This window comes from Aliihoeflea sp. PC F10.4 (assembly GCF_054612275.1).
The window spans coordinates 2,515,680-2,534,470 of the sequence record NZ_JBTSWH010000001.1; the positions used below are offsets into that span (position 1 = coordinate 2,515,680).

General features: G+C 60.7%; 14 protein-coding genes. 5 read left to right on the forward strand and 9 right to left on the reverse strand.

From position 1 onward, the window contains the following. Positions 1-45 precede the first annotated feature (45 nt). Entirely contained in the window at positions 46-522 is a 477-nt protein-coding gene (locus ACX82Z_RS12735; protein ID WP_459589281.1) for a TRAP transporter small permease, read from the forward strand. Then, a complete protein-coding gene (locus ACX82Z_RS12740; RefSeq protein WP_459589282.1) occupies positions 515-1,813 on the forward strand; it encodes a TRAP transporter large permease in 1,299 nt (432 codons plus the stop codon). Before ACX82Z_RS12735 ends, ACX82Z_RS12740 begins: the two co-directional genes overlap by 8 nt. 250 nt (positions 1,814-2,063) lie before the next feature. Here the strand turns inward: ACX82Z_RS12740 and ACX82Z_RS12745 are convergent, their stop codons facing one another. Next, positions 2,064-3,542 (reverse strand): aminotransferase class V-fold PLP-dependent enzyme, encoded by a 1,479-nt coding sequence (locus ACX82Z_RS12745; RefSeq protein ID WP_459589284.1) that lies wholly within the window; start codon positions 3,540-3,542, stop codon positions 2,064-2,066. 94 nt (positions 3,543-3,636) lie between these two features. On the opposite strand from ACX82Z_RS12745, the gene ACX82Z_RS12750 reads away from it, so the two are divergent. After that, a complete protein-coding gene (locus ACX82Z_RS12750) occupies positions 3,637-4,116 on the forward strand; it encodes an Lrp/AsnC family transcriptional regulator (RefSeq protein WP_459589286.1) in 480 nt (159 codons plus the stop codon). Here ACX82Z_RS12750 and ACX82Z_RS12755 read toward each other — a convergent pair. The 8 genes from ACX82Z_RS12755 to ACX82Z_RS12790 form a co-directional block, all read right to left on the reverse strand. Beyond that, entirely contained in the window at positions 4,113-5,645 is a 1,533-nt protein-coding gene (locus ACX82Z_RS12755) for a M81 family metallopeptidase (RefSeq protein ID WP_459589288.1), read from the reverse strand. The genes ACX82Z_RS12750 and ACX82Z_RS12755 overlap by 4 nt on opposite strands. A gap of 27 nt (positions 5,646-5,672) precedes the next feature. Continuing rightward, on the reverse strand, positions 5,673-6,950 hold the full coding sequence (locus tag ACX82Z_RS12760; protein ID WP_459589290.1) for an NAD(P)/FAD-dependent oxidoreductase: 1,278 nt from the start codon (positions 6,948-6,950) through the stop codon (positions 5,673-5,675). Beyond that, a complete protein-coding gene (locus ACX82Z_RS12765; protein WP_459589292.1) occupies positions 6,947-7,618 on the reverse strand; it encodes a VOC family protein in 672 nt (223 codons plus the stop codon). The genes ACX82Z_RS12760 and ACX82Z_RS12765 overlap by 4 nt, the downstream gene beginning before the upstream one ends. Beyond that, a complete protein-coding gene (locus ACX82Z_RS12770) occupies positions 7,615-9,603 on the reverse strand; it encodes a hydantoinase B/oxoprolinase family protein (protein ID WP_459589293.1) in 1,989 nt (662 codons plus the stop codon). Before ACX82Z_RS12770 ends, ACX82Z_RS12765 begins: the two co-directional genes overlap by 4 nt. After that, positions 9,600-11,666, reverse strand: a complete 2,067-nt coding sequence (locus ACX82Z_RS12775; protein ID WP_459589295.1) for a hydantoinase/oxoprolinase family protein — start codon at positions 11,664-11,666, stop codon at positions 9,600-9,602. Before ACX82Z_RS12775 ends, ACX82Z_RS12770 begins: the two co-directional genes overlap by 4 nt. A gap of 74 nt (positions 11,667-11,740) precedes the next feature. Next, positions 11,741-12,955, reverse strand: a complete 1,215-nt coding sequence (locus ACX82Z_RS12780) for a metal-dependent hydrolase family protein (RefSeq protein ID WP_459589297.1) — start codon at positions 12,953-12,955, stop codon at positions 11,741-11,743. 79 nt (positions 12,956-13,034) lie between these two features. Next, positions 13,035-14,540 carry an ABC transporter substrate-binding protein gene (locus ACX82Z_RS12785; protein WP_459589299.1) on the reverse strand — a complete coding sequence of 502 codons (1,506 nt, stop codon included), beginning with the start codon at positions 14,538-14,540 and terminating at the stop codon, positions 13,035-13,037. 21 nt (positions 14,541-14,561) lie between these two features. Then, on the reverse strand, positions 14,562-16,067 hold the full coding sequence (locus tag ACX82Z_RS12790; protein ID WP_459589301.1) for an ABC transporter substrate-binding protein: 1,506 nt from the start codon (positions 16,065-16,067) through the stop codon (positions 14,562-14,564). A 371-nt stretch (positions 16,068-16,438) separates the two neighbouring features. Here ACX82Z_RS12790 and ACX82Z_RS12795 point away from each other — a divergent pair, with 371 nt between their 5' ends. Continuing rightward, positions 16,439-17,215 carry a GntR family transcriptional regulator gene (locus ACX82Z_RS12795; protein ID WP_459589302.1) on the forward strand — a complete coding sequence of 259 codons (777 nt, stop codon included), beginning with the start codon at positions 16,439-16,441 and terminating at the stop codon, positions 17,213-17,215. Continuing rightward, a complete protein-coding gene (locus ACX82Z_RS12800; protein ID WP_459589304.1) occupies positions 17,215-18,723 on the forward strand; it encodes an ABC transporter substrate-binding protein in 1,509 nt (502 codons plus the stop codon). The genes ACX82Z_RS12795 and ACX82Z_RS12800 overlap by 1 nt, the downstream gene beginning before the upstream one ends. Positions 18,724-18,791: the final 68 nt, after the last annotated feature.

Here is an 18,791-nt window from a genome sequence, read left to right on the forward strand (position 1 = left end):
GACGTTCATGACCGGCTCCATCCCCCGCCTCGAGGACATCGCGTAATGAGACGCCTGCTTTCCGCAATCGAAATGCTTGCCGGCTTCGCGCTGGCGCTTGTCGCGGGATTGATTTTCCTGACCGCGATGCTGCGCTATGGTTTTTCAACCAGTCTGCCCGACGGCTTCGACCTGGCGCGTTACCTGCAAGGTATCGCTCTTATGTGGGGCATGTCCGTCGCGACCTATCGCCTCGGGCATATCAAGGTCGATCTGGTCTGGGAACTGTCCGGTCCGCGCATGCAGCGCGCGATCGATATCTTCGCAGCCTTTGTGACTGCCGCCTTTTTCTGCGTCTTCGCATGGGCGCTCATCGACAGTCTTGGCGGACGAATTCGATCGAACGAGTTGACCGCAGACATGCGCATCGTGGTCTGGCCGTTCTATCTCACCGCCATCCTCGGCGTCGTAGCGACCGCTCTGGTCTCGCTCGTCGTCCTTTTCAGATCCTTCCAGCCGACGGACAGCCACGCTCATGGATAGGGAAATCGTCGCCATCGGCGGCTTCGTCGTTCTTTTCGTTCTTATGTTCCTGCGCGTTCCAGTAGGCATTGCGATGGCTATCGTCGGCTTTGGCGGTTTCGGCCTTTTGACGAGTTGGACGGCCGCCTTCCGCCAGCTTGCGCAGTCGCCGCTGTCGACCGTCATGGACTTCAACCTGTCCGTCATTCCGATGTTCATCCTGATGGGCGCGTTCGCCTCGGGGTCGGGCATGTCGCGTGATCTTTTCACGGCGAGCCGGGCGTGGCTGGGGCACTGGCGAGGCGGACTGGGCATCGCGACCATCGCGACGTGCGGCGGCTTTGCTGCGATCAACGGCTCTTCGGTGGCGACGGCGGCGACCATGACGCAGGTTGCGCTGCCCGAACTGCGCAAGGCAGGCTATGGCGACAAGCTTTCGACGGGCATGATTGCGGCGGGCGGCACGCTCGGCATCATGATTCCGCCTTCCGTCATTCTCGTTCTCTACGCAATCATCACCAATCAGGATGTGACGCGGCTGTTTATTGCCGGCATCGTTCCCGGTCTGCTCGGGATCGTCATGTATGCGATAACCGTGCGCATCCTGATCTCAAGACGCCCGGATGACTTTCCTGCCGCAGAGGCTGTGTCCTGGAAGACGCGGTTTTCGACATTGATGGCCGTCTGGCCGGCGATCCTTCTGTTCGTGTTCGTCCTTGGCGGACTTTACGGCGGTCTTTTTACAATCACGGAGGCGGCCGGCATGGGCGCTGTCGGTGCACTGCTGATCGGCATCGCGCAAGGCCGGCTCGGCCCCCGCCAGATCATGGAATGTCTTATCGCCTCGCTGCGCACGACAGCAGCGATCTTCCTGATCGTCATCGGCGCATATCTCTTCGGATACTTCCTGACGATCACTCAGACGACGCAGAACATGATCGCATTTCTCGTCGACTTGCCCTTCGGTCCTTACGGAATCCTTTTGATCGTCGTCCTCGCCTATATCGCGCTTGGCGCGGTGATGGATGAACTGGCCATCATACTCGTCACCGTCCCAGTTGTGTTCCCCGCCATCGTGCAACTTGGCTTCGACCCGGTCTGGTTCGGCATCGTGATCGTCATGACCTGCACGCTTGGCATGATCACACCGCCGGTCGGCATGAACGTCTTTGTCATCAACTCCATCGCGCGGGACGTCTCGCTCGGCACCGTCTATCGCGGAGTCCTGCCGTTCGTCCTGTCTGACGTCGTCAGGCTATTCCTGATCTGCGCGTTCCCCGCGATTGCTCTCGTTTTGCCAAATACAATGTGATTGCTCGTGCACGCCAACGGGAAAATTTACCGCATGCCCCGGTCTGTCGACGAGAATGGGAAGCGTAACAAGAGTGTCAGCGTTTCAGCCGGTTAGTTTGGTTTGGATGACCGAGATTAACACGCGAAGCTCACTAAGTTTACGCTCACTGGAATAGGCATCGAATACCGGCCGCAACCGAACCTCGCCACGAAGGCGCGCTTCGAGGAGGCGAGCGTTGCCATCATTGATAGTGGTGCGGCCATCGCAGTCACAGCAGCGGCTGGTTCTGGTTGCGCTGATGTTTCGGGGTAAAGATTGCTCGACGGGGGTCCACCTCGTAGTGTTCGACATGGTCCGCCGCATCCTCGGCGAGGCGCGCGATCGATCCAAGAATGTAGTCGACCTTCTGATCGGTGAGCAGCACGCTCAAATTGAAACGTGTGAAGCCAGGCTTCTCTAGTTCAAGTCCAGAGCGGATCGCATCGCGCAGATCAGAGGACTGCGCTTCGCAAATATCCAGCAGGCGGTGGACGTAAGGGCCTGCACACGCGCACCCGCCCCTTGCCTGAATGCCGAAGCGATCGCTCAACATGCGCGTAACAAGCTGCTGGTGCACATATCCGCCCCGTCCATCACGCATGCGGAATGCGAATATCGGAAGGCGCCTAGCTGTTATCGAACCCAATAGCTCGACATTTCGCATCGACAGCAACCGCTGCATGGCGTGGCTCGCCAGCCATTCGTTTCGCGTTCTGATGAAGTCCGCCCCCATTGCCTCCTTCACCAGAAACGCAAGGGCGGCCCTGATGTCGCCGACGACATTTGGGGTACCGGCTTCCTCTCGAGCTTCTACATTCGCGCTGTAATCGTGCCCCCATGGAGACACGAAGGAAACGGTGCCCCCGCCGGGCCAGGTCGGTTCGGTTGTTGCAACGGCATCGCGCCGCACGACCAGAATGCCGGACGCTGCGGGGCCGCCTACGAATTTGTGCGGTGAGACGACTATAGCGTCGATCTCAGGCAGCATCTCGATGGGTACATAGGGGCCTGCGCCGGCATAGTCCCACACCATCCGCGCGCCGGCATCTTTGACCAACCGGGAGATCGAAGGAACGTCAGCCAGAATGCCGGTGATGTTGGACGCCGCTGACAGCGAGCAAATCGTCAATTTGCCGTCCTGATATTCACCGAGAGCCGCCTGAAGCCTTTCAATATCAGGGCCACCGTATTGCGCCTCCGCGATCTCGACGATCTCCGCTCCGCTTTCGCGCCAGGGCAGTATATTCGAATGATGCTCGTAGGGACCGACGATGACGCGTGCCCCTTCGCCTGACGTGATCGCCTGGCGGACACCAAGAAGATTGACGAGCCGGTTGATGCCGTTCGTCGCGCCGCTTCCGGCAAAAATGATCGCATGTTCCTGTCCGGCCTCGATGCAGCGGGCGATGGCGGCCCGCGCTTCGCGTCGCAGACGCGTGACATAGCCACCGCAATAGGACGCTTCAGTATGGCTGTTGGCGTAATAGGGAAGGACGTCGCGCAGGATGAACTCCTCGATCTGCATCAGCGCTCGCCCGGAAGCGACATAGTCCGCATAGACGATTTGCTGCGGACCAAACGGCCCGGTCATCATCGCGTCGTCGCCGATAAGGCCGCCTCGCAACGCCTCGATGAGTTCGCCTGAGGTCAGTCTGTCACGAAATGCCGCAAGTGCTGACGACGCTTCAACGGAATTGTAGGACAGCAAGATAATCTCCCGAAACCGATCAGCTTCACAATATCTGCTTTTCCATCGATGATTTACGCTTGTTTTCACCCAAAAAACGGCCATTATCGTTCATATGAACGATATTTCTTCAAAACTCGACATGATTGATAGGAAGATGGTTCGCATTCTCCAGAGGGAAGCGAGCCTGTCCCAGCGCGAGTTGGCGGATCGTGTGGGTTTGTCACAAAATGCCTGCTGGCGTCGCCTACAGCGCCTGCGCGCAGATGGCGTTCTTGGCGATGTGCAAACGCGCGTCGACCTTGAAGCTTTTGGCCTCGATCTCACCGTCTTCGTGATGATCCGCACGAGGAACCATTCGGTGGATTGGGCCACGCGTTTTCGTGACCACGTCACCCGCCTCCCCGAGGTAACCAGCTTTTACCGGATCGGCGGCGATTGGGACTACCTCATCAAGGTCGTCACGCATGGCATGAAGGGATATGACGCCTTCTACAAGCGATTGACGGCCGATTTCGACCTCGCCACCGTCACCGGCTTCTTTTCAATGGAAGAAATCATCGACGAGCGTCCCATCGACGTCCTGCAGGTCTAAGCTCGGTTAGTCGGCAGCTCGAAGACGATTTCGCATTCGTTGTCGATTTGCGCGTCCCAATCCGCTTTGCTCAACGACTTGAGCGGCAGAATGCGCGTTGCACGCTTCGTGAATGGAAAGCGCCGGGCGTCGGTGGAGGCCCAGCCGCCAGAATCCACAACAAAAACACCTTGTTCCGCCAGCGGTGTAAAGGCCGAGCGGAAGTGATTGCTCGACTTTACATGCACGATCGCCTTGCTCTCCAGATCGACGCCCTGGCTGCGAAAGGCCTGTGTGTCGTAGGCCTGAATGCGCTCGGTAACGATGGCGATGTGACCGTGTTCGCCAATGCGGACGATCGCGCCCGGCCCGCCTTCGAGCAGTTCACCGTGCAGGTTCGGTCCCTCATTGCGGTATTCGACGATACCGACGCGCTCGACAGTCACTTCCGGCGCAAACGGCTGACCGTCGTTCATAGTGCCCATCGGCACGACGCCGCGATTGCCAACACCGATCGCTTCGGCCGCCTTCACTGCATTGCCGTCGACCATGAAGCCGGCAGCGAAAGGCAAATCCTGCTCGGCGAGTGCAGCGAAGATATCAGCCACATCGGCCACACCGCCGGAACCGGGATTGTCGCCGGCATCGCCGACGACCACCCTGCCTCGTTTCGCGGCGGCGAAGATTGACGGCGCTGCTTCCGTAAAGGACGGCGCGCGCGTCAGCATCGCTTCGTGGCGCTGCCAGATTTCCTCCGCCATGTCGCGAAAAGCCTGCACCATCGCGGTTTCATCCGTACCGGTGACAAGAACCGAGCTGCCTACCTCGTCGGAATCGACATAGGGAAAGCCGCCCATCACGACGACATCGGCGAGACCCGCGCGCTGCTCGATCTCGTTCGACAGTGCGACAAGCTCCGAAAACGGAGCGGTGTCGCTGGTCTGCGCGCTCATGGGGGCGGCCATCGGCAGGCGGAAGCGTCGGGTCTTCCACGGCTCGCGCGCCAGCGTGAGCTCGATCAGTTTCTTGCCGCGCGCATGCGTGTCGGCATGCGGATAGAGCTTGCCGCCGATCACGACATCGACGACGAAGGGCAGTTCGGGTTCGACATTGGCGTGAAAATCGAGCGGAACGGCGATCGGAACAGTTGGCCCAACCACGGCACGCACTTTTTTCGCAAGGTCCGTCTCCGGCGTGGCAACGCCCTCCACCACCAGTGCGCCGTGCAAGAGCAGAGCCACGACATCGACCGGACCGGCGGCGACAATCTCCTCGAGCGAAGCGATGATCTCGCGGACGAGCCTGTGGTAGCTGTCGGCATCCAGCGTGCCGCCCGGCAGACATCCTGTGCAAACGCCGTAGGAAATGTCGTAGCCCTCCTCGTCGAGCACTTCGGTCACACCACCCAGCCAATTACTGGTCGAGCCGAATTCCCGCCTGACATCCTCGCCCGTAAAATATTGGGCCGAGAGGAAGCCATCGTAGTTCGCCTTGGAGGGCGTGAAGGCGTTGGCTTCGTGGAAAAGCTGGATTACTGCGGCGCGGGGCATGACACTCTCGCTGTTGCGTTTATCGGTTCAGATTTCGTTGCTGTCCTGCCAACGCATCCATGGCAGGATCATGCGTGCGGTGCGGCTGACGAAGGGGTGAAACGGCACGGGTTTGAGCGAGGTCGGACGCAAGGCAAGCTTTTCGTCGGGCACGTCGCACACGGCATCCGCGAGCACCTCGGACATCGCGCAGGCCAGCGCCAGCCCGCGTCCGTTGCAGCCAATCCACGTGGCAAGCCCGTCGGACGTGCGATGGAGATGCGGCACCCGATCGACCGTCATGGCGATGCGGCCACCCCAGAAATACTCCATCGGGACCGCCCCCAGCTCCGGCCGGAACAGCCCAAGTTTGCGGCTGATGAGGCGCGGCAGACGCGTCGATGCAGCAACCTGCACGGCCAGCGCACTGCCGGAAACGATGCGGCCGTCACGGTCCTTGCGCATGTAGCGCAGATCCTGCCGCGTATCGGAAAACGCCTCGTCACCGGGCAGGACAGAATTTTCGAGCGCACCCAAAGGGGCAGTTGCAGCCTGATAGGACGTTACCGGCACGATCGTCCGGCGCAGGCCGGGCCACAGATCGCCGGTATGGGCGGCCGTCGCCAGCGCGACCCGCGCAGCACGAACATTGCCTTGAGGTGTCCCGACCAGCCAGCGATCGCCTTCACGGGCAAGCGAGGTCGCCGGCGTATTTTCATGAATGGAGACGCCTTCCTGCACTGCCGCGCGGGCGAGCCCGACGGTGAAGGCGTAGGGGTTGATATGACCGCCGCCACGATGCTCCCAGCCACCGAAATAGGTGTCGGTGCCGATGCGCGCGGCCATCGTCTCGCGGTCAAGCGCGCTGGCGGGCGCTCCCACGGAAGCCCATTGTGCGGCCATAGCGGCAGCGCGTTTCGCACGGCCCGGCGTGTGCGCCGGCTGAAGCCAGCCATTTCGGCGCGCATCGCAATCTATTCCGTAAGCCTCGACGAGGCCGTAAAGGCGGTCGGCAGCGGTGGAAAGCAACTGCAAGAAAGGCTCGCCGAGCGTCTTGGCGATCGCATCCGGGCCATGGCGCGTCAGCGCCGCGATCACCTGACCGTTGGCGCGACCGGACGCACCCGCGCCCACCGTGGCGGCTTCGAGCAAGATCACCGACTTGCCGCGCTTGCGCAGTTCAAGTGCAGTGGCGAGCCCCGATATGCCACCGCCCACAACGACGACGTCGCATTCGGCATCGCCGTGTAAGGCTGGTGCCGCAAAAGTCTCCCGGGAAAGCGCAGTCCAAAGCGGCGAAGGCTTGTCGGTCGGCCAACTGATCATGAAATATGTCTCGTTTGGATGCGGATGCCGGTCGTTGCCGCGATGGCGTCGGCATGGACTTGCGATATCGGCTCACGCGCTTCGATGGTTATGCTGCCCGCCGCCGCTTCGCCGATCGGTAACGTGCCGCCTTCCTCTTCGAGCGGTTGCAGCCCCGAGACGCCGGGTACGGATGCGGCAAGGATACGCGTTGCGCCGTTGGCATGGCGCATTGTCTGCGGGGTCCACAGCAGCTCAGGCGTATGGTGCCGGCAATAGATGCATTGCAGCCCCGGCGTCAGGTCACGCGGCAGACGGATAACCGAGAACCGCAATTCACCCTCCGCTGTCTCGCGCGAAAAATGACGCGGCGACTCGGTGACAATCCCTTTGTCGGAAAGCCTCTTCGACGTGACATCGATGTCATCGCTAGCTAGGGCAATGCCTTTGAGGCCCGGCCCTGCGGCAAGCAGAGCGCGCCACCCCTCATTGGCCGGTGTGTCGGCAACCATGCCCATCAGTTCGATGTAATTGTCCTGAAGCATGATGCAGGAATTGGCCGTTCCCATTGCTGCGCTGTGGCGAGTGATCGCCGTCGCCGTAAACCCTGCCTCGACGAATGATTGCCGTGCGACTTCGAGATCATTCACAAGAACGACGAAATGGTCGATCGGCAAAAGAAGGCTCATGCTCCACCTCCCTCGTCGATCGCACTGGCAAAAAGCTTTCGAGCCGATGCGATCTGTGCGCGATCGGCAGCAAGGCGCGGAAACCCTTCAGGCAGAAGGAGTAATACATCTTCGAGAATCTTGCGACGCAGGCGCTGGCGGTTCGTCAGCGGCAGGCGCAGCAGCATTGCGTTGAAGCAATTCATCGAACCTGCGTCGAAAACCTCGTCCCACGCTTCTCGCTCCGGACCGAAGCTCAGGGATTTCGGCGGGCGTCTTTCGTCCTCTCGGGCTGCTCCGGGCGCGGCATGATCGATCCGGCCCGCCACCAGCACGACCCCGTAATCGCGCAGCGCTGCACCTTCGGTGACGAAACCGTTTTCGACATCCTGAAGTACCGCTTCCGGGTCGCGGTCGAACGGGTCGCCAAAACCGCCGGCACCTGCGGTTCGGAAGGTGACGATGTCGCCCGCATTGACCTCCAGCACGTCGATCTTGCCAAGTTGGCGTTCGCTCCCTTCGTTGTCCTTGACGAGAAGAGAGGCCGGCTCTCCCGGCTGGCCGCCGTTTCGTCCCCACGGGCGAAACAGCAGGCGTTCCATGCCGCGAGCAAGCACGTTGGTACCGTCGGTCAGAACCCGGAACGTCAGCTCCATGCCGCAGCCGCCGCGCCAGCGCCCCGCTCCGCCCGAATCCGGACGCAGCGCATAGCGCAGAATTTCAATGCCGAGTTCGGCCTCGACCGTCTCAACAGGGTTGTTGGCGAGATTGGAAATACCGGAATCCCGTCCATCCACGCCATCGCATCCGTCGCGTGCTCCCGTGCCGCCGATCATCGGCTCGACCACCTGCACGCTGCGCTCGCCCTGCGCATTTGGTTCGGCCATCACGACGGGAATGACGGTGCCCGAAGATGCGGCAGGCATGACGGAAGGCAATGCAAGGCCGAGCGCGCCGTTGAGCACATCGTTGACGCGGATCGCGACGGCGTGGCGCACGCCTATGGCGGCGGGTTCCTGCGGATTGACGACGGTGCCCTCGGGCGCAGTGATCGAAACAGGACCCAGCAGACCGGCATTGAGCGGCACGGTCGGATCAAGCGTATGAACAAGCGCCAATATGCGCAGCGTAAGCCACGCATGGGGGCGGCCGCGTGAGGGAACGTTCATCGCGGCCGCGACCTGAGGATCGGTGCCCGTGAAGTCCAGATGGATCGTGCCGTCACCGACCGTCAGGTTCAGCGCGATGCGTACCGGAAGGCGACTGACGGCATCGTCGTCGAGATAGTCCGAAAAGGTATATGTGCCCTTCGGCACTGTTCCGATCACGCTGCGGGCCTTCGCGTCCGCATAGTCGATCAGACCGCTCGACGCCGCGATCAGCGTATCGGCACCATATTGCGAGACGACCTGAGCCACACGCCGCTCACCGGCTGAAAGAGCTGCAAGCATCGCGCGTATATCGCCCATATTCGCATCGGGCGTGCGGCTGTTGGCATCCAGAAACAGCTTGACGTCAGCGTTCAATTCGCCGCGTTTCATCAATTTGACTGGCGGGATGCGTAGGCCTTCTTGAAAGATTTCGGTATTCGTCGGCGAGATCGAGGAGGGAACGCGGCCTCCGACATCGGAGCAGTGCACGAAACACCATCCGTAAGCGACGATACGCCCCTCGTGGAAGTAGGGCTTGATCATGTGCAGATCAGGCAGATGCGTCGCAAGTCCCTCCGACCTATAAGGGTCGTTGGTGAGGATAACGTCGCCCTCTTCCAACGGACCGACGGCAGCGATGGACGGCGCACATTCGAGACCGACGAAGCCGGAAACGCCGATGGAGCGCGGATAGGCAAAAAAGCGTCCGTCCTGTCCTGCAAGCGCGCAGGCGAAGTCGGCGGTCTCCTTGACGTAAAGCGTCCGGCCGGTCCGTTGAAGGGTGACGCACATTTCCTCGGCAATGGCAGCGACGCGATTGTTGAGAACCTCGAGTGTGATCGGGTCGAGCTTCATCTTGCCGCCCTCTCCAGATGAAGATTGCCGTCGCCATCCACGCGAGCGCTCCAGCCCGGAAGAATGACGACGGTCGTATCCTCCTGCTCCACGATTGCGGGACCGGCGAAGCGTTGGCCCGGGGCGAGCGCCACACGCTTGTAGATCGCAGCTTCCAGCCAGGCGTCGCGAACGAAGATCTCCCGCTGCCCACTCGGCTGTGCCGGTTCACCAACGCTCTTCAGCGCTGCCGTCGGCAAATCCGGCGTCACACCGATTGCGGCAAGGCGAACGGTAGAAATTTCAATGGAGGCCGTGGCATCCCGGAAACCATAGATGCGCTCGTGCTCGCGGTTGAACGCTTCGGCGACAGCGTCCAGATCGCACGCCTCATCGTCCAGCACGACCCTCAATTCATAAGCCTGACCCTGGTAACGCATGTCGATGGACCGCGCAAAAAGCGTCGCAATTCGCGAGCTACCCTCGGATTCAAGCCAGCGTTCGCCTTCCTGCGCCAGCGCGTCGAACGTATCGAAAAGAAGCTTTGTGTTCCCGGCGTCGAGCGGCTTACGCAGGCTGCGCGCGAAATCACGACGCAAATCCGCGCCCGCCGCGCCCATCGCGCAGAAAGTTCCCGCGGCCAGCGGCACGATGATGTGCGGAATACCGACCTCCTCGGCAAGCAGACTGGCGTGGGTTGGCCCCGCACCGCCAAACGGCACCAGCGAAAAGCCGCGTGGATCGAGCCCCCGCTCGGCCAGCGTCTTGAACAGCGCACTCGCCATGCCCGCAGTAGTGACCGACAAAGCCCCCTGTGCTGCGGCGGCCGCCAGATCGCTTTCGTTGCCACCGAGTTTCAGTGCGGCACCGATGGCGCATAGCGCGTCCCGGGCAGCGGCCGCATCAAGCACCATACGGCCCCCCAGAAACCCGGCCGGATCGATATATCCGAGCGTCAGATAGCAGTCGGTAACTGCCGGCTGCGTGCCGCCGCGCGCATACGAAACCGGCCCCGGCCGCGCACCGGCCGACTGTGGCCCCACCTTGAGAACACCATGTGCATCGACCCAGACGATCGAGCCGCCGCCGGCGCCAATGGCACCGACATCCACGACAGGCAAAACCAGAGGCAAGCCCCCAATGTCGGTGCGCGTGCTCAGTTCCGGCATCCCGCCCGACGCGATCGCAATGTCCGACGACGTACCGCCCATATCGAAGGTGATGATACCGGGCGTTTCAGTCTGCTGCGCCAGCCGGGCCGCTGCCATGACACCGGAGGCAGGCCCTGAAAGAATTGTCTCTACCGGCCGGTCGATAGCGGATTCCACACTGAGCGATCCGCCGTTCGATGCGGTAACGACGATGGGAGCGGTAAATCCGCGTTCTGCAAGGCCCGATTTCAGACGCTCGAAATAAGACTGCACGAGTGGCTGGATATACGCGTTGAGACAGGCGACCAGCGTGCGCTCATATTCGCGAATTTCCGGCCAGATCGATGCCGCAGAGGTGATCCGCAATCCCCCTGCAGCTGCACAGATTTTTCTGGCGATCTCGGCCTCGTTTGCGGGTGACGCGTAACCGTTTATGAGAACAAGCGCCGCCGCATCGAGATCAAGCGACGCAAGCTCCTTTCCGCAAGCGGCAATTTGCGCGTCGCTCGGCGTCGCCGACAATTCACCGCGCGCGGAAAAGCGAGCATTGAGTTCCACGATGCGCCTGCGCGGGACAAGCGGCACTTCCTTCGATGCGTGGAAATCGAATGAGGACGGCATACGGCAACGGGCGATTTCGAGGATATCCCGATAGCCGCTGGTGACGATCAATCCGATCCTTGCGCCTTTTCGCTGGATAATCGCGTTCAATCCGATCGTCGTGCCGTGCATGAGAGCCGATACGTCGGATGCTGCCAGTCCCCGCTGTTCCAGCAAGGTCGAGAGGCCGTCGATCAACGCACGGGAGGGATCATCCGGCGTCGAGGGTTCCTTGTAGAAAGCCATCTCCCCCGATGGATCGGAAAGCACGAAATCGGTGAAGGTGCCGCCGACATCTATGCCGATACGCACACCTGACGAGGAAGTATTCATGCCGCAGCATCCATTCAGAATTCCACACTTTGAACAGGCTTGCCGGATCGGCGAAAACCCATCGCGGCAGTGAACTACCCGACCACCGTGCCGGCCTTGATCACGTGGCGGTGGTGCGCACCGAAATCTTCCAGAACACCCTGATCGAGAGGGTTGGCGGAAAGAACGTTGAGATCCGCCTTCCAGCTGACCTTCACATGACCGATCTCATCTTCGAGGCGGATCAGCGTAGCCGCTACCGACGTTGCCGAGCGCAACATTTCGAGCGGCGACACAACGTCTGCACGCAGTTTGAACTCGTCGAGCTGGCGATCCTGCATCGGTCCGACGAGGTCGGTGCCGTAGGCCATGGGTATGCCCGCGCGCTGAGCGATCTCTACAGCCTTGATGCCGGAATCGAGAACGTCGTTCACCTTGTTGATGCGGTCGGTCGGAAAGCCGCTCTTCGCGCCGACATCCGCGATCGCACGCAGAACTGAAAGCGTCGGCGTCATGTAGGCGCCGTGTTTCTTCATCAGTGCTGCTGTTTCCTCGTCGAGGAGATTGGCATGCTCGATCGAGCGCACGCCGTTGCGCACCGCGCGGGCAACTGAACGCGCCGTATAGGTATGGGAGACGACATAGAGATTGGCCATCTCGGCCTCGTCGACGATCGCCGCGATCTCGGCTTCGGAGAACTGATCCGAGGTGATCCGGTCGGTGGGCGAGGAGATGCCGCCATTCGCCATGATCTTGATGTGGTGCGCTCCGCGCCGGATTTCGTCGCGCGCCGCCAGCCGCACCGCATCGATGCCGTCGCAACGCCGACCGAGACTGACCTGGGAATAGGCGGTGTCATCGGTGTCCGTACCCATGCCGCGATGGTCGCCATGGCCGCCGGTGGGCGACAGAGCCTTGCCGCCGTAAAGCAGGCGCGGCCCTTCGAAAAGACCTTCCTCGACTGCTTTGGCAAGACCGAAATCCGCTCCGCCGACATCGCGCACCGTGGTAAAGCCACGCTTCAGCATGGCTTTCAGGAGAACGGCAGCCTGAGCCGCCACATACATCGGCGACTGGCGCGGGAGTTCGCCAAGATTGGCGGTGTAAGCGGTCGCATGCACGTGGCAATCGATCAGGCCCGGGATGACGAACCCACCGTCGACCTTGATGCGCCGCGCATCCGCGAGACCGGCTACGGCACTTTCGCTGATGTCCCGGATAACGCCGCCCTCCAGCACCAGATGGCGATCAGCCAGAATGGTGCCGGCTTCGACATCAACGACATTGGCGTTTTCCAGAACCACTACCACGGTCCGACTCCTTGACTGCTTGACATGGGAAATGAGCGGGGCCGGGAGCAGGAGGCGCCCGGCCCCGCTTGATGATCGTCTATTGGCCGGACCAGCCGATACGGTTGAGAAAGAGATTCTCGTTGGGCAGAGGCGAAAACTCCACCTCCTGCGCCGCGCCGTAGATCACCGATGCCTGATACAGCGGGATGATGTAGCTTTCACGCGCGACGATCTCGTGCACCGATTTGTAGAGTTCCAGACGGCGATCCTGATCGATGATCGACCGTGCCTCGTCGAGAGCGGCATCGATTTCATCGTCCTTGATGTAAGCCCAACTGCTCGAAGAATGCAGCAGCGGGTAAAGGATGCCGTCCGCGTCCTGGCAACCGCAACTCCAGCGACCGAACGCGGTAGCCGGGATGGTTTCAGGACCTGACTGCATGCGCTGCATCCAGTTGCCCATATCGGTCGTTTCGATGGTGACGTTCAGGCCGACATCACCCAGCATCTGCTGGATCGCCTGAACGACGCGCTGGTCGTAGACCGGGTTGGTGAGTATCGAAAATGGCGTCTTGGCCACCTCGCCAACCTCGGCGATCAGTTCCTTCGCACGCTCGGGATCATAGGCGGGTGCCTCGATACCCTCGACATAGCCGAAAGATACCGGCGATGTGAGCTGCGAAATCGGTGCGTCAAACCCGCCGAGAATGCCCTCGACGATACCCTCCTTGTCGATCGCGTGGGCAATTGCCTCACGAATACGAACGTCGTCGAGCGGCGCCTGATTCACGTTGAGCGAGAAATAGGCGATGCGCTCGCCACGCACGGGCAACACCTTGCCTTGCCCCGACCCTTCGAGCTGCGCGGCCAGATCGTTGTCGAAATTGCTGGCGAGATCGCTCGTTCCCGATTGCAAATTGGCGATGCGGGTCGAACCGTCCGGGACAGCGCGAAACGACACCTGCGGAAACTCTCCCTTGGTGCCCCAATAGTCGTCGTTGCGTGCGACAACCACCTCGACGCCCCGGTTCCAGGCCTCGAACCTGTACGGACCCGATCCAACCGGATCGAGATTGAACGCGTCTTTCGAGACGGCTTCAACCACATGCTTCGGCACGATCGACAGCTTGGTCAATTGCGGAAGCAGAACCGGGTACGCCCCCTTGGTGGTAACGACCACCGTGACATCGTCCGTCGCTTCCGCTTTTTCGATGCCGTTGAACTGGCCGAGCTGCGGGCTTGCAAATGCCGGATCGATCATACGATTGATCGAAAACGCAACGTCCTCGGCCGTGAGCTTTTCTCCGTCGTGGAAAACGACATCGTCACGGATTTTGAACTCGATTTCAGAATCCGTGCGATAGGTCCATTCAGTCGCAATCTGCGGTGCGATCTCCCCGGCGTCGTCACGCGTCAGCAAATTGTCGAAGATATTGCGGTAAACGTTGAAGCTGTCCGTATTCCACTGCATGTGCGGATCAAGCGAACTTGGCTCCGCAATGAAATCGACGACGAGCATGTCCTTGGCGAGCGCGCCGGACACGGGCACGGTCAATGCCGATGCCGCCAGCAGCGCCGCGCACATAATTTTGTTCAGTCGCATGATGCGATCCTTCCGATAGCCTTATTCGCCCGACCAGCCGATGCGATTCAGGAAGATGTTTTCATTGGCAAGCGGGGTGAACTCGACCTCCTGCGCGGTGCCATAGATGACCGACGCCTGATAGAGCGGGATCACGTAGTTCTTGGACGCGACGATTTCGCTGACCTGCCGGTAAAGTTCGAGACGCTCGTCGCTGTCGATCGTGGAACGGGCAGCATCCAGCGTCGTGTCGAGTTCCTCGTCATCCACATTGGCCCAGCCGCTCGATGAATGCAGGATCGGATACATGATGCCGTCGGCGTCCTGGCAGCCACAGCTCCAGCGGCTGAACGAGGTCTGCGGGATGCTTTCGGGGCCGGACTGCATGGCCTGCATCCAGTTGCCCATATCTGTCATCTCGATCTCGACATTGAAGCCGGCATCGGCCAGCATCTGCTGGATCGCCTGGACGACGCGCTGGTCGTAGACAGGCGCGGTCAGGATGGAGAACGGAGCCTGAGCGGCATCGCCCAGCTCGGCGATGATCTCCTGGGCTTTTTCCGGATCGTAGGCGGGCGCTTCGATACCCTCGACGTAGCCGAACGCGGCCGGCGAGACGAGTTGCGAAACCGGGGCTTCGAAACCGCCCAGAATGCCCTCGACGATGCCTTCCTTGTCGATCGCATGAGCAATGGCAAGGCGAACCTGCTCGTTGTCCAGCGGCGCTTTTTGCACGTTCATCGCGAAATAGGCGACGCGCTCTGTGCGTGCCGAAAGCACCTTGCCAACGCCGCCGCCTTCTACCTGAGCGGCGAGATCGCTGTCGATGTTGGTGACGATGTCGCTGGTGCCGGACTGCAGATTGGCGACACGTGTCGCCGCATCGGGCACAGCGCGGAACGAGGCCTTTTCGAACACGCCCTTCTCGCCCCAATAGTCGTCGTTGCGTGCAAGGATGACCTCGACGCCTCGGTTCCAGGTCTCGAAGCTGTAGGGCCCGGAGCCGACCGGATTGGCGTTGAAGTCGTCCTTCGAGACGGCTTCGACGACGTGCTTGGGCACGATCGACAGTTTCGTAAGCTGTGCGAACAGGACCGGGTACGGCCCGTCGGTCGTCAGCACCACGGTGCTGTCATCCGTAGCCACGGCATCGGTGATGGAGTTGAACTGGCCGAGCTGCGGGCTGGCGAATTCGGGATCGGTTATGCGCTTGACGGAGAAAACGACATCTTCGGCAGTCAGTTTCTCGCCATCATGGAACGAGACGTCGTCGCGAATTTTGAATTCGACCTCTGTGTCTGAAAGATAATTCCACTCGGTCGCGATCTGCGGAGCGATCTCACCTTCGTCGTCACGCGTCAGAAGGTTGTCGAAGATGTTGCGGTAGACGTTGAAGCTGTCGGGATTCCACTGCACGTGCGGATCGAGCGAGTTGGGCTCACCGACGAAGTCGATAACGATCATATCCTTGGCTGCGGCCACTCCCGCCGGCACCGTCAGGGACGAGGCCGCCAGCAGCGCGGCAATCAGCATTTTGTTGATACGCATGGGCTTGTTCCTTCTTACCCTTATTTGTTCCCCACGCCGGCACGGTCGAAGCAGCAGGCACAGCTATCAAACAACCACACAGGCAATCTGACATCTCAATAGAGCCTATTGGTACGTCAGATTTCGATCTTTGCACGGCGTTTTTACCTGCGCAATAACATTCCGTTTCGAATGCCGCCCGCGAAAGGGAATGGCTTTTCAATCGGTGGCCGCGACACGGAATGTCTTGACGTGCAAGGATCTGGCGACAAGTATGGGCTTCGATGCAGATCTCTTGAGCGCTTGGAACAACCTTTCTTCGCCACAGAAAGAATTGTCTTTGCGTCAGACATTTGTGATGTCAGGATTACGATCTAAGAGGTCAGACGAGAATGCTTGATCAGGAAGCCTACAACTCACCGCTGCCGCTGCAGGGAAAGAGCGAAGCGGCGGAGCGTGTCTTGCGCAGCGCGATCGTCCACTGCGTTCTGGCGCCGGGGGAAAGGCTTTCGGAACTAGAACTGGCGCGCGAGTTCGGGCTTGGCCGAGGTGCGGTTCGCACCGGGTTGGCGAAGTTGCAATCGAGCGGGTTCGTTTCATCCACGGCACGCAGCGGCTGGTCGGTAACGCCGGTTTCGGCAGCAGAAATCCGCGAATTGAGCGCGGCGCGCCGTCAGCTCGAGCCGCTTTTGTGCACCGTATCGCTCGACGATGGCGAGCGGGCTCATCTGCACGGCCTTGCCGAAATGCACTCGGCACTGACGCAACGCCAGGAACTGGGCGGCGACGTGATCCCGACGATCAGGCGATGTGAACGCGATATTCTCGAAAGCCTGTCGGCAAGGCTGGGCATGCCGGTCATCGCCGGCTGGCTGACCGATCTGTGGGACCGCTCGATCCGGCTGGTCAACTTCTTCGAGGCAAACGCACCATTGAAGCTGGTGCCCGCCAATCGTTCACGCTTCGTCGAGGCGCTGATCGATGGGCGTAAGGCGGACGCGCTCAGCCACCTGACGACGGCCAATACGGCGCTTGAAACGTATCTGCTGGACCGGTTTCTCGAATCCGAAGCGATGGTCGGCAACCGTGCGACGCGCCGCGTTACGGACCGGGATAAACCGCTCGGCAATCAACCACGCAAATCGAGTTCAACGATAAGGATCGCATGATGACCAGGAAATCTGCACGTTCCATCACGTTTGCGCTCGCACTGGCGCTCGGCAGCTCAACGATGGCGCTGAACACCGCGTTCGCCAAAGATCAGCTTGTCATCGATCTCGTCAGCGAGCCATCGTCGCTCGATCCGCACAAGCAATGGAATCCGGACAGCTATTACGTCTATCGCAATATATTCGACAATCTCGTCACGCGCGACGATGCCGGTGAGATCGTGCCGCAGATCGCGACCGAATGGAACAACACCTCCGATACCGAGATCGTCTTCACCATTCGCGACGATGTGACCTTCCACGATGGCGAGAAACTGACCGCGGAGGACGTCGCATTCAGCGTCAACCGCATCATCGATCCGGCGTTCGGCAGTCCGCAACTTGGCCAGTTCAACAAGATCGTCTCGGCCGAGGCGACGGGCGAGCATGAGGTGACGCTGACGACGGACGGTGCCTATCCGGTGCTTCTGGCGCAGCTCGTCAAGCTCTCGATCGTACCGAAGCATGTGGTCGAGGAAGTGGGCGACGACGCGTTCAACGCAGACCCGATCGGCTCCGGCCCATACAAATTCAGCCAGTGGCAGCGCGGCATCTCGGTCACACTGGAGCGCAACGACGATTATTGGGGCGAGAAGGGACAGTTCGCATCGGCCGAATTCCGCGCCGTACCGGATGCGGCGACACGGGTCGCAAATTTGCAGGCAGGCGAAACCGATCTGGCGGTCACGATCGATTCCGATCTTGCCGCGCAGCTCGAAGGCTCCGTCAGCGCCAGGGCTCTTTCCGTGCTGACGGAGCGCATCGGCTATCTCAAGCTCAATCCGGTACGCAGCCCGCTCGACGACAAGCGCGTGCGTCAGGCGATTGCGCAGGCGATCGACAAGGAAGGTATCGTCGAAGGTATTCTGGGCGGCTATGACGAGCCGCTTTCGCAGATGGCGACCACTTCGCATTTCGGCTATGTCGAGGGTATTGAAACCTACCCCTACGATCCTGAGGCAGCCAAGGTTCTCGTGGAGGAAGCCGGTGCTGCCGGTCAGACCGTATCCTTCGCCACTTCACCGACCTTCGACCAGCGCATCGTGCAGGCCATCGCCCAGATGATCAACGATATCGGCCTCAACACAGAGATCGAGTTGACCGACATGGCGACCTATCTGCAGCGCGTGCAAAGCGAGCCTGCGGACCAACCCTACCTCGCCTTCGGGCGCTGGTCGTGCGCCTGTCAGGATGTCGATGGCGTCCTGCATTCGCTCTTGCATTCATCGAGTTCGTGGTCCTCGCTTTCAGATGAGCGTATCGACGGTCTGCTCGACGAGGCGCGCAACACGCTGGACGAAGAGACGCGCCTTGCCGCGTACACCCAAGTCAGCGAATTCGTCGCGCAGGAAGTGCCGCTCGTTCCGCTTTATCAGGCGGCAATCATCTACGGCGCGGCGAATGGCCTGCAATGGCAGCCGACGGCCAATGAAAGCATGTTCCTCAATCGCATGAGCTGGTCTGACTGACCCAGGCAACCGCTGTCCGGCCCGACTGATCGCCGGTTCGAACAAGCAACCCGAAAGGCAGCCCGCAC